Origin of the sequence: Daejeonella sp. (genome assembly GCF_030684675.1) — a bacterium.
Lineage (GTDB): Bacteria > Bacteroidota > Bacteroidia > Sphingobacteriales > Sphingobacteriaceae > Daejeonella.
Map to the genome: position 1 here is coordinate 69907 of NZ_JAUXXZ010000064.1, position 16105 is coordinate 86011.

At 37.4% G+C, this 16105-nt stretch carries 15 protein-coding genes; 3 read left to right on the forward strand and 12 right to left on the reverse strand.

The window, feature by feature from the left end; genetic code table 11:
• Positions 1–5 precede the first annotated feature (5 nt).
• Genes Q8M41_RS14135 through Q8M41_RS14145 form a run of 3 tightly spaced genes read right to left on the reverse strand, consistent with a single transcriptional unit; the run spans position 6 to position 2952 of the window.
• Positions 6–1430 (reverse strand): glycosyltransferase, encoded by a 1425-nt coding sequence (locus Q8M41_RS14135; protein WP_305365932.1) that lies wholly within the window; start codon positions 1428–1430, stop codon positions 6–8.
• Positions 1427–2530 carry a HEAT repeat domain-containing protein gene (locus tag Q8M41_RS14140; RefSeq protein WP_305365933.1) on the reverse strand — a complete coding sequence of 368 codons (1104 nt, stop codon included), beginning with the start codon at positions 2528–2530 and terminating at the stop codon, positions 1427–1429. Before Q8M41_RS14140 ends, Q8M41_RS14135 begins: the two co-directional genes overlap by 4 nt.
• Positions 2531–2583: 53 nt before the next feature.
• Complete coding sequence (locus Q8M41_RS14145) at positions 2584–2952, reverse strand: response regulator transcription factor (protein WP_305365934.1); 369 nt, start codon at positions 2950–2952, stop codon at positions 2584–2586.
• Positions 2953–3124: 172 nt separating this feature from the next.
• Here Q8M41_RS14145 and Q8M41_RS14150 point away from each other — a divergent pair, with 172 nt between their 5' ends.
• A complete protein-coding gene (locus Q8M41_RS14150) occupies positions 3125–4261 on the forward strand; it encodes a GAF domain-containing sensor histidine kinase (RefSeq protein WP_305365935.1) in 1137 nt (378 codons plus the stop codon).
• An 8-nt stretch (positions 4262–4269) separates the two neighbouring features.
• Here Q8M41_RS14150 and Q8M41_RS14155 read toward each other — a convergent pair whose 3' ends face one another.
• From Q8M41_RS14155 to Q8M41_RS14180, 6 genes are all read right to left on the reverse strand, one after another.
• The gene (locus Q8M41_RS14155; RefSeq protein WP_305365936.1) at positions 4270–6450 is read right to left on the reverse strand and encodes a DUF4838 domain-containing protein; all 2181 of its coding nucleotides are present in this window, start codon (positions 6448–6450) and stop codon (positions 4270–4272) included.
• A gap of 215 nt (positions 6451–6665) precedes the next feature.
• Positions 6666–7346 (reverse strand): MarR family winged helix-turn-helix transcriptional regulator, encoded by a 681-nt coding sequence (locus Q8M41_RS14160; RefSeq protein WP_305365937.1) that lies wholly within the window; start codon positions 7344–7346, stop codon positions 6666–6668.
• 68 nt (positions 7347–7414) lie between these two features.
• Positions 7415–8026 carry a flavin reductase family protein gene (locus Q8M41_RS14165; RefSeq protein WP_305365938.1) on the reverse strand — a complete coding sequence of 204 codons (612 nt, stop codon included), beginning with the start codon at positions 8024–8026 and terminating at the stop codon, positions 7415–7417.
• A 2-nt stretch (positions 8027–8028) separates the two neighbouring features.
• Positions 8029–8601, reverse strand: coding sequence for an SDR family NAD(P)-dependent oxidoreductase (locus Q8M41_RS14170; RefSeq protein ID WP_305365939.1), 573 nt, complete (start codon positions 8599–8601; stop codon positions 8029–8031).
• Positions 8601–9287, reverse strand: a complete 687-nt coding sequence (folE, locus tag Q8M41_RS14175; RefSeq protein WP_305365940.1) for a GTP cyclohydrolase I FolE — start codon at positions 9285–9287, stop codon at positions 8601–8603. The genes Q8M41_RS14170 and folE overlap by 1 nt, the downstream gene beginning before the upstream one ends.
• Positions 9288–9440: 153 nt before the next feature.
• Entirely contained in the window at positions 9441–10649 is a 1209-nt protein-coding gene (locus tag Q8M41_RS14180; protein ID WP_305365941.1) for a GAF domain-containing sensor histidine kinase, read from the reverse strand.
• 311 nt (positions 10650–10960) lie between these two features.
• On the opposite strand from Q8M41_RS14180, the gene Q8M41_RS14185 reads away from it, so the two are divergent.
• Positions 10961–12253, forward strand: coding sequence for a M20/M25/M40 family metallo-hydrolase (locus Q8M41_RS14185; RefSeq protein WP_305365942.1), 1293 nt, complete (start codon positions 10961–10963; stop codon positions 12251–12253).
• Between the two features lie 100 nt (positions 12254–12353).
• Entirely contained in the window at positions 12354–12539 is a 186-nt protein-coding gene (locus Q8M41_RS14190) for a twin-arginine translocase TatA/TatE family subunit (protein WP_305365943.1), read from the forward strand.
• 68 nt (positions 12540–12607) lie between these two features.
• Here the strand turns inward: Q8M41_RS14190 and bcp are convergent, their stop codons facing one another.
• From bcp to Q8M41_RS14205, 3 genes are all read right to left on the reverse strand, one after another.
• On the reverse strand, positions 12608–13135 hold the full coding sequence (gene bcp, locus Q8M41_RS14195; RefSeq protein ID WP_305365944.1) for a thioredoxin-dependent thiol peroxidase: 528 nt from the start codon (positions 13133–13135) through the stop codon (positions 12608–12610).
• Between the two features lie 180 nt (positions 13136–13315).
• Positions 13316–14581 (reverse strand): beta-galactosidase, encoded by a 1266-nt coding sequence (locus tag Q8M41_RS14200; RefSeq protein WP_305365945.1) that lies wholly within the window; start codon positions 14579–14581, stop codon positions 13316–13318.
• A gap of 197 nt (positions 14582–14778) precedes the next feature.
• Positions 14779–15846, reverse strand: a complete 1068-nt coding sequence (locus Q8M41_RS14205; protein WP_304758849.1) for an IS110 family transposase — start codon at positions 15844–15846, stop codon at positions 14779–14781.
• Positions 15847–16105 lie beyond the last annotated feature (259 nt).

Consider the following 16105-nt stretch of genomic DNA (forward strand, 5'->3'; position numbering starts at 1 on the left):
ACCAGCTATTTTTTTGCGCCCGACAAACCTGTCCTGGTCATTTCACCCCAGGAGGATTTTTTCCTTAAAAAATCAATATTACCCATAATGGCTGACCATACTCCAAAAGGGTGTAAAATAATAGGCTCCAAAATAGCTGTTAGTAATAATCGGACCATATCTCTGGGTTCTTTGTATTGATTATAGGTATGTACCTCCATCAAAATTGCAAACACTGAATACAAAAGTCCGAAGGAATAAATCATAAACAATAGGGAAAAGAAATTCACAAAATTAACTAGTCCCAATATTGCAGATAAGATAAAATAAATTATTCCAACGAACTCAATTATTGGTGCAAGAAATTCAAAAAAGAACCAATATGGATAACTTAACATCCCCATCAAATGATATTTAGGATTAAAAAACATCACTTTATGAATCTTTAGTGTTTCAATAGTACCACGGGTCCAGCGGTTTCTCTGCCTTCCCAAAATTTTAAAATCTGAAGGCGCTTCTGTCCAGCAAAGTGGATCCGGTATAAAACTCACCCTATAGGGAAGTCTCATCTCTTCCATATATCGGCGCATGCGTACAACCAGTTCCATATCCTCACCAACTGTTTTATGATTATAACCGCCGCATTTTATCGCTATCTCTTTATCAAAAGCTCCAAAAGCACCGGAAATCAGCATCAAACCGCCTAAACGGCTCCAGGCCATCCGACCGAGCAGAAATGCACGGATGTATTCTAAAGTCTGCATACGTGGCAATAATTGATGAGGCAGATGCACTTTTATCAAGCGTCCGTCAGCAATTTCACAACCATTGGCAATCCTAACCACTCCACCAGTTGCGATCACTCTATGGCTGGCAGATTCAAGAAAAGGTTTTACCAGCTTTAAGATTGCATCCTGTTCAAGGATACAATCCACATCAATGCAAACAATAAAATCGTTTTTCGAAACATTGATTCCAACATTAAGCGCATCTGCCTTACCACCATTCTCCTTGTCAACTACAATGAGCTTACTATATATTGGATTCCTGCTTTTATATACTCCCCTAATAGGTTTGGTAGATAGCCTCTCATCAACAAAATGCTCTGATTTATAGAGTTCATAAGCAGGAATAAGCTTTTGTAAAGTATCATCCTTGCTACCATCATTGATAATGATTACCTCCAGATTGCTGTAATAAATGGAAAGAAGAGAACGGACATTTTCAATAATATTTGCCCCTTCATTATAGGCAGGAGCGAGAATACTGATATGAGGTGCATCAGCAGAGTTGGCCAGCAAACGATAATTTGTAAAACTGTTCTTATTCAGATATTTTCTCAACTCACCTATCGAATAAAGTCCGATAAAAATGTACCCGCAAATCAGAAAAACAGAAAAAGAGAGAAGAAAAGTTGTAAAAACTGTAATAATTATGTCAATCCAATTCATGCCGCCTCCTCTAGTATTTGTGCAATAATTTGTGCAAGAGGATATTCCTTTGAAGCTGAATGGGATTGAATAGCCTCAATCCCGGTTTGCCCCAATGAGGCAAGCGCCTTGGCCGAAGCAATCTTAATTGCAATAACATCATCTGAAAGTAGACTTACCAAAAAAGGAATTTCAGCATCTGTACTAACTGACTCAAGTGCATGCAAAATAGCCAGTTGATTATTAGCAGTCTCAGAGAAATAGATATCAATTAATATTGCTGCCGACTGCTCACTTGGCAGTTCTTTTAAAACTATTATCGCCTGTTGCCTGACCATTGGATTTTTATGCCTGAGACAGGCAACAATCTGATCATAGAGTTCAAACCGGTGATAATTTTTCACCAGTTTCAATGCAAACAGCACAATTGTATCATTTTTGGATTCAAGCCAAATTTCAATTCCGGTAAAATTTTCTGTATGTAAGCTGGCTAATTGATCCAATAATTTAATCTGCTGCCATTCAGTGATTGGATAAGTCGCATTATCCAAAAAGCGCAAACCTTCAAAGCCATAAAATTTCAAAATAGCATTTTGAGCCTCAACACGGATTAATCCACGTTCATGATCAATAAATTCAAATAGCCTTTGTTTATATTCATCCAACTCCATTATCCCAATCTGCTGAATGGCAGAAGCCATTTTATACCAGGAAGAACTGTTCAGCATTTTTAAAATCTGCTTGTCAAATTTAAATTGCCTAAAAAGCCTTGTAAGATTCTCGGAGGCAGCACCAGACATATTCAGCTTAACTGCAATTAATTTTTGAATCAGAATTTTCCTAAAGCTCTTGTTGGATAGGTGTTGAGTCAGCCCTTTAGGTATCTTGATATCTGTTCTTGAAATTATATCCAATAATTCACTGGTCTGATCACCATCAGGATTATCATCTTCATAAAAAATTACTTTATAGATTACACTGTCAGCAAGAGCATTCCATCGGTCCAATTTCTTTTTTCTGGCTCTCAGAACCCCCTGATAAATTAAAATGTATAAAAATAAAACAGTAATGAGATAAGAGAATAGAATGCCGGCGATGAGAGGAAGGGGTAATCCTGACAAAAAATCAAATTGAATATTTAAATCGGACAGCCTCAATGGGAATATATTAGACCCTAATTTTTTACACTATCAGCAAAGCGTCGGATACGCACAGATAATTCATTCGGGCTGAAAGGTTTTGTTATGTAATCATCTGCACCAAGCCGAAAAGCTTCCAGGATGACACTTTCCTGCCCCATTCCTGATAAAACTATGACTTTTATTTTATCAGGATACTTCTGCTTTACTGAACCCACGATCTCCAGACCTGTCGAATAGGGCATCATGATATCTGTAATTACCAGATCCGGCATATATTGGTCAATCAAATCCAATGCTGCTTTACCATCACGTGCTAAAAAAATTTCATGTCCATCACGCTTCAGCCGAAACTCAAGTGTTTTCAACATTAATTCATCGTCCTCAGCAATCAAAATTTTCATTTCAGGTAGATATATTCAGATGCAGAATAATTTTGCTCTAAAAAAGCAAAGTTTACACTCAAAAATACATTTATTTGAAGATTAAACCCAATTTGAGCTGATTTCATTTTAAAAATAAAAAAATAAAAATAATTACTGATCTAAGTATATTTACGTAACAAAATCTAATTTGATGATTCAACCATTGCCGCTTAATGAGGCGGAAAGAATTCTTAGTCTTTCAAATCTGGATATAGATTACAGCACACTAGAGAATGATTTCAAACATCTGATGAAACTAGCATCCCAGATAACAGACATGGATGTGACCCTTCTAAATCTCGTAGATTCCTATACTCAATGGACTATTGCACAGCACGGTATTCAACTATCATCAATGCCCAGAGAGGAATGCGTATGTCAGTATACGATTGCACAGGATGAAGGTTTCGAAATTAAAGATCTTTCCTCTGACCCGAGATTTGAACTGGCCTCTTATGTTAAAAACGAGCCGAAACTACGCTATTATTATGGTGTACCTTTGGAAATGGGCAATGGTGTACATATTGGTTCTCTATGTGTAATGAATAGAGAAACCAAGACCCTGAGTGCTGATAAAGTTGAACTTTTAAAAATCATTGCTGAAGAAATTGTCTGTAAACTAAAAGATTTTCAAAAAATTAATGAGTTAAAGAATGAGCTTTCTGATGCGCGAAAAATGCAGCGAAAAATTGCCCATGACATCAGAAATCCTCTCGCAGGAATTATTGGAATTTCAGACATCCTCATAGAGCCTGATGAAGAACACAATCAGGAAGAGGTTTTACATTGTCTTAAACTGATCAACAATAGCAGTAAATCAATCCTTGAGATTGCTGACAATATCTCAATGGAACTCTTTGAAAAAGGAAGTCAAACATATAGTTTTAACCTCGAGACACTCGCAGAGCGAATTCGTCACTTGTATTTACCTCTGGCAAAAAATAAAAAAGTAAGTCTTGAATTTTTTATTGACAAGAGTAAGGAACATATTCACTTTTCTAAGAACAAAATTCTGCAAATCATTGGAAGTCCGGTTTCAAGTGCTCTTAAATTAAGTAAACCAGGTGCAATTATCAATGTCCGGCTTGGACTTTCTATACAATCGGACCGAAATATACTTCATGTCCAGATCAATAGTAATGCACCCCTCAGCAAGGAGGTTAACTCCGAAAGTAAAGTTTTAAATTTCACTAAAGAGCTTATTGAAAGTAAAGAAGGATCTTTTGACTTTGAATGTAATGAAATGAACGGGCTTTCGTATAAGTTAAGTATACCCCAGGCAGGCTAAAAAATTTCTTATTTGATTATAATTTCATCTATCATTAGCCATGGTTTCCGGTCTTTTCTTTTGCGCCAGGCTGGTAATTCTGTCTGATTGGTTGCTGTTACTTTAATGTAACGTGCTCTTTGGTTCTCCAGATTAAAATTAAATTTTCTTATAGGTGCTGAAACATCTTCAAATGGCCCTTCAATAGTCATAGCGGCCACTTCATTGTAGTTTTTCCCATCATCTGATATTTCAATGTGAATTTCCTTGGGTAAAAACATATAATGCCTGTGGTTCTCGAGAAATGACATTTCAATTTTACTGATTCCGGTTTGCGCTTCCATATCAATTTCAACCTTCATGTCAGTTTCATTCCATCCAAGCCAGTTATACTGAAAATCTTCAGTACCACCAATTCCATCAACAAGTGTTCTTGCTCCTTTGCTTACAAATTCAGGAGTATTTTCAGTTAATAACCTTACCGGTTTATTTAACGCTTTATGAATCACAGGTCCAACTTCAAAAATATGCTCCCACTCGGTCTGGTATTGTTGGGGACTTAATCCTGACTCATTTAATTGAGTGATCTGCAATTCTCTAAGCAACTTAAGAAAATGTTGAACCTTTCTTCTGATCTCTTCCTGTACCACCCATTTTTCATCCTGCTTTATGAACACTCCATTCTGATCAATTCCAAAGAACCTGGCTTGTTGTAAAACCGCAAAATGCAAGGGCATAGCAACCATTTGCACCCGTTTTGTTAATTCAGTATCCCCTTTAACGAGAGTTTCTGCTGAATCCAGAATATTCAGATATTCAGTGAGCAAATTGGGACTTAGATAATTTTGGTAGGGCATGATCGGGTTATCATAAATATCCATTCGTCTCCAGGAGGAACGAACATGCTCATGGATCAGGTCTATGTATTGCCCGACTAACACTCCGGCGTCTCCATAATAGTTATTCAGAAATTCAGTTTTGATTTTATCGATGTCCGAATCTTTATCCCACAGAAGCTTTGATAAAATATAAGCCCTCAACTCAGCCAACTCTCCTGGTATCTCAACACTACCCTGTATGAAAAAACCTGCTGGTTGATTTTTAGAGAAATAATCAAAATTGGGTTTCAGTGTATGGAGGTTTGGAAAGGGACTAAGGTAATTTGTGAATTGCACGACATAATCCCAAACAATGATATTAGAGGTAAGTTTCTCCCATTCATCATATTCCTTTCTAAATCTCTCAGAACGCGGATCGGTATCAAACGGCTTACTGCGATTAATATCAATTGCCGAGAACATAACATTTACATTCTCCAGTGGCTTCAAACCTACCGGTGGTTTTCTGGAAAAGTTATAGGCCAGAGTCGAGATGGTCCTATCCGGAAATTTAGCAGCAATCCGATTGACAAATGTTAACAGTGATCCCTGATAACTTTCATGCTTCTTATTTAAAGCAGAGCACTTTTCGCATTCACAGGCACCTATATCGTCATTCTGACTAACTGACCAATATTTTAATTCAGAGGCACCCTTGATTCTTTTACCTAATTCATTTATAACTATTTTCAGAACATCCGGGTTTGTCAGACATAACTGCATTGCTGTTCGTTCCCCATTTACCAAACTAAAATATTCAGGATGTTCATTAAAATAAATCGCAGGTGAAACTAACTTAAAGAAGGAATGGCCCCATAAACCCCATTTATCTTCGATCCGGTTAAGCTTATGCCAGTCAATATATTCCTGATCAGTTTCTGCATCCCAATAATGTAATGATCTGAAATTAATTTTCGGGTTTTGCAGATCGTTTATTGCTGGGAGAATTATAGAACTTTGCTTAGGAATCAGCTTAGATCTGGAAGAATATTTACGGCAGCCCAGGTATTCTTCCAAAAAAGAATATACGCCATACAGCGTACCTTTCCCCTTGCCTGAAATAATCAGTTTTTTTGACCTGATGGCTATCAGAAACCCATCATTTTGAATACTTTCATTCAGCTCAGTACGGCTGGTATTTCCAATTAAGATCTCAAATTCGGAACCGGGAATACTATCATCAATTATCGGAATTAATGTGCCGGATATTTGATGAAGATAATTCTGTAAGTTAATAGACGCAGACAGTTCATGTAGGGAGGCATTTTTTGACCTGACAATCGAATATTCAGACTTCCCATTTTCAATCAGGGTAATGGAAAAAGACATCATTGGTATAAAAGAAAATATAAGAATATAGAGAAAGCGAAAATGAATCATAGGAAAACAATGAATTCTCATAACTATAGTAAAACAATGCTGTTCTGAGCCAAAGTATATGAAATAAAAGTACTGATTAACGAGCTTGCACTATTGTCTAAACTAAGAAAATAATAGTAATTATACTGTTAAATACTGTCGTAATGTGTAAATTAATCAGGAAGAAATTATTTACTATTCAAAGCAATTGAGCGGATATCCTCTTTCGTATTAATCACCTTATCTTCATGCAGCTGAAAATGAAATGTTTCAAGCTTTTGAAGCAGGTATTGGAGATTTAGTTTCTCTGAATAAGATAAATTTCCAGTCACCATTTTTCCAACATAATTCATATCATCAAACACCCGGTGTAAAAGCTGTTTGCCGCTTTCTGTAATTGAAATCCTTCTGGAACGCTTATCTGTCTGATCATCCCATTGCTTAACAAGGCCTGCTGCGAGTAATCGACGAATGACTTCGGTGCCTGATGTTTTTTCCTGAATGTTTCTACTAATCAGTTCGCCTTTGGTCAGACTTTCGTGGGTTAATAATATGGCAAGGGCGGTAAAATCTTCCGGACTTTGTAATGGAGTACCTTCCAGCGTTTTCTTGATATAAGATTTAGCATAACGGCTCATGTAAACAAACAGGCGTCCAATTGCATTATCAATTTGATAGGCCAATTCCTGCGTTTCTGCCTCCCTTTTCCCAAAACGGACATCAGACGAACTTAATGAAACTTCTGAATGCTCCAGATGGTTGACTAAAAAGCCTGTAAAATCATTAAGGAGGAGTTCTCTCCCATTGCTTTCTGTCTCAAATTGTTCCAGAAGACTTAATAACTGATGACCCAGTTTGTATGATTTCATTTAATGGCTGTTTTATTCACATTGTACTGTCCGTCTAATTTGTTTAGCCGTACGCTGATTCGGATATCTTAAGCAAATTTAGCACAGGCTAATCTACCCAAATGTTCTGTTGTAAAATAGCTATCTAATCCTGTAACAGTAACAGTTCTAGCCTTAATATGATCTACATAACCATCGCCGGCAACAATTCCATCATCCATCAAAACATGGACTATTTCACCAATCAGAATCTTAGTATTGTTCAATGATAAATCAATAATTTCACGAAGTTCCAATCCAATTTTTATACTTGCTTGAGCTACAAAAGGAGCCTTAAATGGATCCAAATAAAACTCTTTAAAACCGCAGGATTCAAACTCAGATACACCCGAAGGAAAGCGGGCACTCGTTTGATGAGCCTGTTTAAACCACTCGGGTAATACATTATTAAGGGTGTATTCTTTGGTTTGAATTATATTCTCAAGTGAGTCATGGTCATTACTTTCTGGCCTGAATACCATACCCAACAAAGGGGGATTGGCTCCAACATGAAAAATCGAGTTAAACAAGCCCAGATTACTTATCCCCTCTTTATTTACAGTACCCAGCATATGCAGCGATTTATAACCCGGTAAACTATTAATGAAAGTAGTCCGGTAACGCTTTTCCATAGCAGAAATATGGCTTTGATTAAAGTTCATTTTTACAAAGTTTTTAAATTTCCCATTCCTCCATCAATTCCTAAAACCTGTCCGCTTATCCACCCACTTTCATCAGATAATAAAAATGAAATTGCTGAAGCAAACTCCGCCGCGAGTGAAAGAGCCAGACCTTCAACCCCACCCTTAGCAGCAGCAATACTGGCATGATAAGGCATACCTGCTTTTGCGGCTACAGAACTGATGAGTACTATTGAAGCTGCACCCGAATTTCTCAAAGACCTGTATGCCAATTGAATAGTTCGGACTGCTCCAGTTACATTCAATTTATAATCGTGAATAAAATCATCTTCGGTGTAACGACTGAAAGGTTTCAGGTTAATACTCCCGACAGCGTAAACCAAACCATGCAATTTTTCGGGTAATTGATTTCCAATCAAATCAAGGTTTGTTAGGACATCAATAGGAATATGAATCAATCTATCTGACCATTCTTCAGATTTGGTTCTTGAAGCATTGTATACCTGAGCACCCTGAGAGGTCAGCATATTGACCAATCTGAGTCCGATGCCTGAACTACCACCAACAACGAGTATATTTTTACCCTTAAAATCCATTATCCTATATGCTTTAAAAACTCATTTCTGGTTTCGGGTGATAAAAATCTGCCACTATATTCTGCCGTAATGGTTGAGCTATTCATATCACGTACCCCTCTCGATGAAACACAATGATGGTGGGCATCTATAACTACTGCCACATCTTCTGTCCCCAAAGCTGTTTTGATTTCATTCGCAATCTGAATTGTAAGCCTTTCCTGGACTTGTGGGCGCTGTGAATAATGCTGAACAATCCGGTTTAGTTTGGACAGACCAATTACTTTGCCATTGCTCATATAAGCTATATGTGCTTTACCTGTAATTGGCACGAAATGATGCTCGCAATTGCTGTAAACAGCGATATTCCTCTCCACCAGCATCTGATTATACTTATAGTGGTTTTCAAACAGAGTTACTGATGGTTTATTCGCGGGGTTCAACCCGCTAAAAATCTCCGTAACATACATTTTTGCAACTCTTTTCGGGGTATCTCTTAAACTGTCATCATTAAGGTCTAAACCAAGAATATTCATGATATGACTGAAATGCTTTTCAATAAGTTGAATTTTAGTTTCATCATCCAGGTCAAATGCATCCTCACGCATTGGGGTATCAACAGAAGCGGAAATATGACTTTCAGCCATCATACTTAATAAATCCTGCTCTGTAGCGTGCAGAATATGATTCGGATTATTTTTATCCATTGTATATTTTCGTATTATTTTGATACAATTATAACAATAACATTCTATTATTATTAATTAGATAAGTCGCCTAAATGTCAAATAATCAGAGAGGAAATAAAACAACAAAAGCCTGAATTCAGGCTTTTAATCTTTGATAAGTTAATTCGGAATTTAAGTAGCATTCCCACTAATCACAACTTCAAAAACAGAACCCTCTCCAGGAATAGAACTTATATTTAGTTTTCCATTCAAACCACTAATCAGATGCTTGATTAATTGCAAACCAAAGCCATAACCTTTTTCGCCTTCAGTGCCCTCCTCTGAAGAAGCATTCCCATTGAGGATGGCATCTATCTTCTTCGGGCTTAATCCCTCACCAGAATCCTTAACCTTGATATTTAAATTATGTTTTGAGTTTGAAATATCCATATCCAATCCTACACTAACCTTACCTCCATTAGGAGTGAATTTAATAGCATTGGAAATCAGGTTTCCGGTAATTTGAAGCAGCTTATTTTTAGGAAACGGTATCCCCATGGCCCTTGGGATAATATTTACATCAAACTGAATATTTTTTGATTTTGCCTGAGGGATATACAATTTTTCAAGTTTCTCCTTAAATGATTGCATATCCATTTCATTTCCCTTAATGAGAACAGATTTATTTTTCTCAGCACTTAAAATTTCATCCGCAAGTTCAAGAATTGACTTGCCGCTTTTGTGAATCAGGTTAATAAATTCAAGCACTTCGTCAATTTTATTTTCCTTGCCCTGTTCGCTGATAATTTCTGTAAGTCCGATGATGCCTCCTAAAGGTCCGCGGATATCATGTACAACCTTGTTTTGGGTTGCCTGCACCTCTTTGACCCTATTTTTTAATCCTTCAATTGCCTTGTATGCCTTAAGGCGGTTAACAATTTCATCAGCAATAATCCTCAATAGCTCTTCCTTCTCTGGCGAAAGTGTTTTAACCTCCCTGTCAAGTACACACAATGCGCCTATATTTAAACCATCTGATACAAGCGGTATTCCAAAATAATAACGAAGTAAAGGATCTTCCTTTACATAAAATTTATCTTTGAAACGGTCATCCTTTGATAAATCCTCAATTTCAAACGGTTTTTCATCATATTTAATTGTATACTGACAAACTGAGTCTTCACGTGGCATTTGCTCTAGATCAAGACCATAATTGGATATCGTCCACTGTGTATAAGAGTCTATTAAATTGACCAGTGATATAGGAGTACCGGCAACGCTTGCTGCCAGTTTAGCCAAATCCTTGAAGTTATCTTGAAAATTAGAATAATCAAGATTAAAATCAGAAAGATTCAGGACTCTTGCATATTCATTTTCCGGAATAGGTGGATTATAGCTCATTGTTATTTTAAGAAATTTGGAATAAAGTTAAAGTTTATAGGTTGAAAGATTTTTATTTGGCAGCCATTATTTGAAATTCGGGAAAAAATTTAGAATCATTTTAGATTTGTTTTATTTCCCATTATGTATGTGTACCAAAAAACAGGCCAAATGCAACCCAAAATGCAACAGACCTGTTTCTTTAGGTAAAATCTAATATCTTAATATTGCTGAATAATTAACGGTCAATGTAATATTTTATTGAAGAAGAATATTATTTATAAGGTTTAGAAAATTTACATTTATTAATATTGATTACCAACTCCCCTTTCATGAAAAAAATATTCCTGATTTCATTTTTTTTAATCAGTGCGCTTTCAGTGAGTGCACAAAATGAAAAAGCAATTTCCGCTCAATCCATATACAAAGTGCAGATCGATAAAATTAGTAACGATAAAAAAGTCCAAATGGCTTTTAATATTATTCAGCAGCTTGAACCGACAACAATGAAGGAATTGATAGAACTTACAGAGATTCCTGCTCCCCCATTTATGGAACAAAAAAGAGCGGAAAAATTCAGACAAATGCTTCAGAATGCCGGGATAGATTCTATATGGACTGATGAGGCGGGAAATGTTCTTGCTTTGAGAAAAGGAAAAGGCAATGGTAAAACGGTTCTCATTGAAGGACATTTAGATACGGTTTTCCCTTTAGATACTGATGTCAAGATAAAAATGAAGGGGGATACTTTATTTGCTCCGGGCATTGCTGATGATACCAGGGCAATCAGCGTAGTTCTTACGGTAGTTAAAGCAATGAACCAGGCAAAAATTTCAACAGAATCGGATATATTAATTGCCGGAACAGTTGGTGAAGAAGGACTAGGTGATTTGCGGGGAATCAAACATATTTTCAAAACGGGGAATCAAAAAATCGATTCACATATCGCTTTAGATGGTGGTGATATTAGCGGACTGGTTACAAATGGTTTAGGATCGGTACGTTATAAAATTATCTTTAATGGGCCGGGAGGTCATTCATGGGGTGCTTTTGGATTGGCCAATCCGCATCATGCAATGGGCAAGGCGATTGACTACTTTGATAAAGAAGCAGCATTATTTGTAGCCAGCGGTCCAAAAACCACCTATAATGTAGGCAGAATTGGTGGAGGAACTTCAGTAAACTCCATTCCATTTGAAACATGGATGGAGGTGGATATGCGCTCACTAAGTCCGGAAAAGTTGAAAGGAATTGAGCAAATCTTGTTAAATCAGGTTAATAAGGCCCTTGATGATTATAATTCAGGTATCAAAACCGGAGCAAAACTTACAGCCAAATTCGAAAAAATTGGGGAACGGCCATCCGGCGTTCAGAGTGCAGAGCTTCCGCTGATTCAGAGAGCAATGGCGGCAATTGAATACTTTAAATTGAAACCCTCATTAGGTACAGGATCTACAAATTCAAATACCCCAATTTCACTTGGGATACCGAGTATTACGATTGGAAGAGGAGGCAAAGGCGGAAACGCTCATTCCCTGGATGAATGGTGGATCAACGAAAATGGAGCTGAGGCAATTAAGTTCGCATTATTAATACTGATTGCTGAAGCTGGTTTGGTCCAATAAGTTGATTTATATCCCTATACTGAATTGTAACAGGTTTATGTGCAATCTTTTTTAAATTCAATATTATTCCCAAATTCATAAAAAATTAAAAACGGAAATTATGCCAAATTTAGGTGGGCCAGAAATCATATTGATCATGGTCGTAGTATTATTAATGTTCGGTGGGAAGAAGATTCCTGAAATGATGAGAGGATTGGGAAAAGGCATGAAAGAATTTAAAGATGCCAAGGATGGGCTAAATGAAGATCCTGAACCAAAACAGGTACATGCAATTAAAGAAAGCTAATAAAAAAGGATCCGAAACCGGATCCTTTTTTATTAGACATTTTACCTGGCACACAGGTATAGCGGTGATTACTTCTTCTTTAATGTCAGTATCTGACCCGCGTGATTTTTTGTATCAATTTCGGTTATCACTTTATTAATATAGCCGCTTTTATTAATCAGAAAAGTGGTTCTGGTGGTACTAAAGGATTTTACCCCATTTCTTTCCTTCTCAGTCCAAACACCATATTTTGTCACAATTGACTTATCTGTATCGGCCAAAAGCGAAAAAGGTAAATTATTTTTTGCTATAAAATCGCGGTGAGAAGCCTCATCGTCGATACTCACACCTAAAATGGTATAACCTTCTTTCTTTAAATCCTTGAAATTATCACGTAAACTACAGGCCTGAGCAGTACATCCGGAAGTATTATCTTTTGGGTAGAAATACAGTACAAGCTTTTTGCCTTTGAACTGTTTCAAAGAAACCGTTTTTCCGTTCTGATCTTTGGAAACGAAATCGGGTGCTTTGTCGCCCGCCTTTAATGATGTCTGTGCCTGACTAAGCCCCGGAGCAATCAGACTCAGAAGCAGAATTATCGAGAATATTGATTTCATATTTTGTTTTTTATTGCAAAATACGGTTTTTGAAGGATTAGTATTTGTAATTGTTCAGTTACCTACTATCAGTTGTCTGTTACCGGTTGTCTGTTGTCAGGGTGATTATGATTCATTTGACAATCAATTTTTTATGCTTAAACGATTTCCATTCGTAATTCGTAATTCGTAATTCGTAATTTAAAATTCGTAATTATATATCACAACATCCCCTGCCTCCACATCAATCGTATTGGCATAAGCACTTGCAGGAACGATCGACCCATCTTTGAGAATACGTTTCAATGATGGATCACCTGAAAGTGTTAAGCTCATTTTTTCGAGGTAGTCCGTATTAACAATTACAATGAATTGCTTGCCCCCATTTTCCAGTAATGAAACCAATGCAGTTTTACCTTCGGTCGCAAAAACCTTTATCGCTGCCGGCAAAACAGACATTCTTTTAGTGCCCGAGGGTATATTGTTTCCAAAAAACTGCAGGGACTTAACTTTTGCACCGTAAAACACCCCTGAAAGGCTTTTTATTTCCTGGTTCAATGTTTTGATATGGTCATAAACCGTACTTCTTTTACCTTCAAGAGTGATTGGTCCGCCACGAAAATCTTCAGCTGACGATACGGGAGTCCAATAAGTAAAATACTGAAGTCCCTGGGCTCCATAGGCAAGGTTGGTAAACATTTGAACCCGCATTGTTGCCAATGTAGGATCTTCATGCTTACTATCAAACAGGATCGATTGAGCAAATCCCCAGAAAGGCTTATTTACTTTTTTGGCCTCATCCGAAAATATTTCCAGATTCTGATGCCATTTCTCATATACACCCTCTGCTGAAGTTAAGGGATAGGAATCAAAAGAAAGAAAATGCAACGGGACTTCCTTCGCGAATTTATTCACATAATCCCTGTAATCCGCAGTTCCAAGCTGTACTGGAGTAGCATAATTCGGAAAAAGGTTAACATAACAAAAATGCTTCGGATCAACAGCATTCACCCTTTTCGCCCAATTGCCCAGATCTGTAAATGCATCTACTGCGGGCTCATCCCGTAGAAAATAACCAGCCAGAGCCGGGTGATCCATGAAACGCTTTACAATTTTTTCAGTATCAGTTTTTAATTCCGGGCAACTGATCACGATCTTCATACCCGCCTGATGAGCTGCATCCAGTGATTTTTGTACATCCTGCGGACTTCCAAGAAAAGAGAAACTAATATCGAAACCTGCTTCTTTCATTTCAAGATATCTGGCTTTAGTAGCTTCTTCAGGAGGGATACTGTACCAGCCTAGTATTGGAATATGCCCTTTGGATTCGAGTTTTTCTTGCGCAGAAGCAGATTGCAGTAGCAATCCTGGTAGAATTAAAGCTAAACAGATGAGCCTGAATGAGATGCAAAGAATGTTAGTCTTATTCCTTTTAAAACTTTTCTGTACTTGAAGATCTGTTGACATAGGCTTGTTTTATTGAACTTAATTATGGAGAGTTTAGGGCTGTTTAATTATTTCCAAATTAATGCTTAAAATCGCATTGGCTATCCTGAACTATCCTGAAGAATATTTGCGAGCAAAGTTGATAAAAAAATTATTCTCGCAGAGATTCTGTGTTGATTTCCAAATAAAATTATTTTTATCTTTGTTCTTTAAGACGGTCAAGAACCAGTCTGTGTAGCGTACTGATCCTTTTGGCTTAGTGCGCTACTCCTTTTTAGATCGATATAGTCTTTCTGGTATTCATTTTTGCTTTTGTAAATCACGTAGATCATTTCCAGCAGTTTGCGCTGTACAGCTACCAATCCTTTCATTTTTATCCCCTGCCTGGAAACAATCCGCACATATAAATTCCGGAAGTTTTCATCATACTTTACTGCCGAGAGTGCTGGTAGGTGCATGGCCTTTCTCAGGTGCCGATTGCCTTTTTTAGATATACTTGGCTTTCCTTTGACCGATGTTCCGGACAATTTTTCCTTAACATCCAACCCGGCATAGCTCGTGAGTTGCTTTTTATTTCTGATCATCTCAAATCCATTCGTTTCAGCCAGAACAATCGTGGCTGTTAATTCACCTATCCCAGGTATGCTGCAGATATTGGTTATTTCACTTTTTAAGATACGGTCACTATTGATGATCTCAGTTAAATCGGATTTTATCTCTTTTTCGTGTTTATTTAACAATCGCATCCGTTCATTCAATCGTGCCACACTTCGCTCATTGGGTTCGGCTTCAGCCTGCTCGGCATGGAGCTGGTTCTTAACGATTACCCGCTCCATGACGATCTGATCACGTTCACGGGTAAGCTGCTGCAGGCTTCGATAGGTCTTTTTAGGTTTATGCCAGCGGTCCAGATTTCTCTCCAGTCCGAACTGTGCGATGGCTTCTGAACAACTCTTGTCCGTGATTGTCTTGTTCTCCAGAGTCCGCATATAATTGCTGATCTTATTGGGAAGAACAATACTTACTTCGTAATTCTGAGCATAAAGATAAAAGGCAAATTTCTGGTGATATACTCCTGTAGCCTCCATCACGAAGCGAACGTTCACTTCAGGGTCGGTCAGTTTTTTTACCCAATCCAGTAATGTTAAAATGCCATTCTCGGTGTTCCTGCAAACTTTGTGTGCATACAGATCGACCCTCAGATCATCAAACATCCTGCCCAGGGTAACCACCAGTTCGCCTTGGGCCACATCTACGCCCAATACTTGTTTTAATACTTTCTTCATCAGCTTAAAGGTTTAGTTTATAAAGTGATGAATCTCCCTTCGTCTTTTCTCCTGGTTGGATATTCTGGATACTATGACTTGCATAATTCCTTACATTCTGTTCAAACTCTAAGAGATAAAAGGAATGAGGCTATTTCTCTACGACAATATACTTCCTGAGTTATTTAGACGCTAATGTGCTCTCATTCCTTCTCACTTTAATTTCATAAATTTAAAGCTTTGTAAACATAGGAGACGCTGCGCTTAAACTACGGACAGT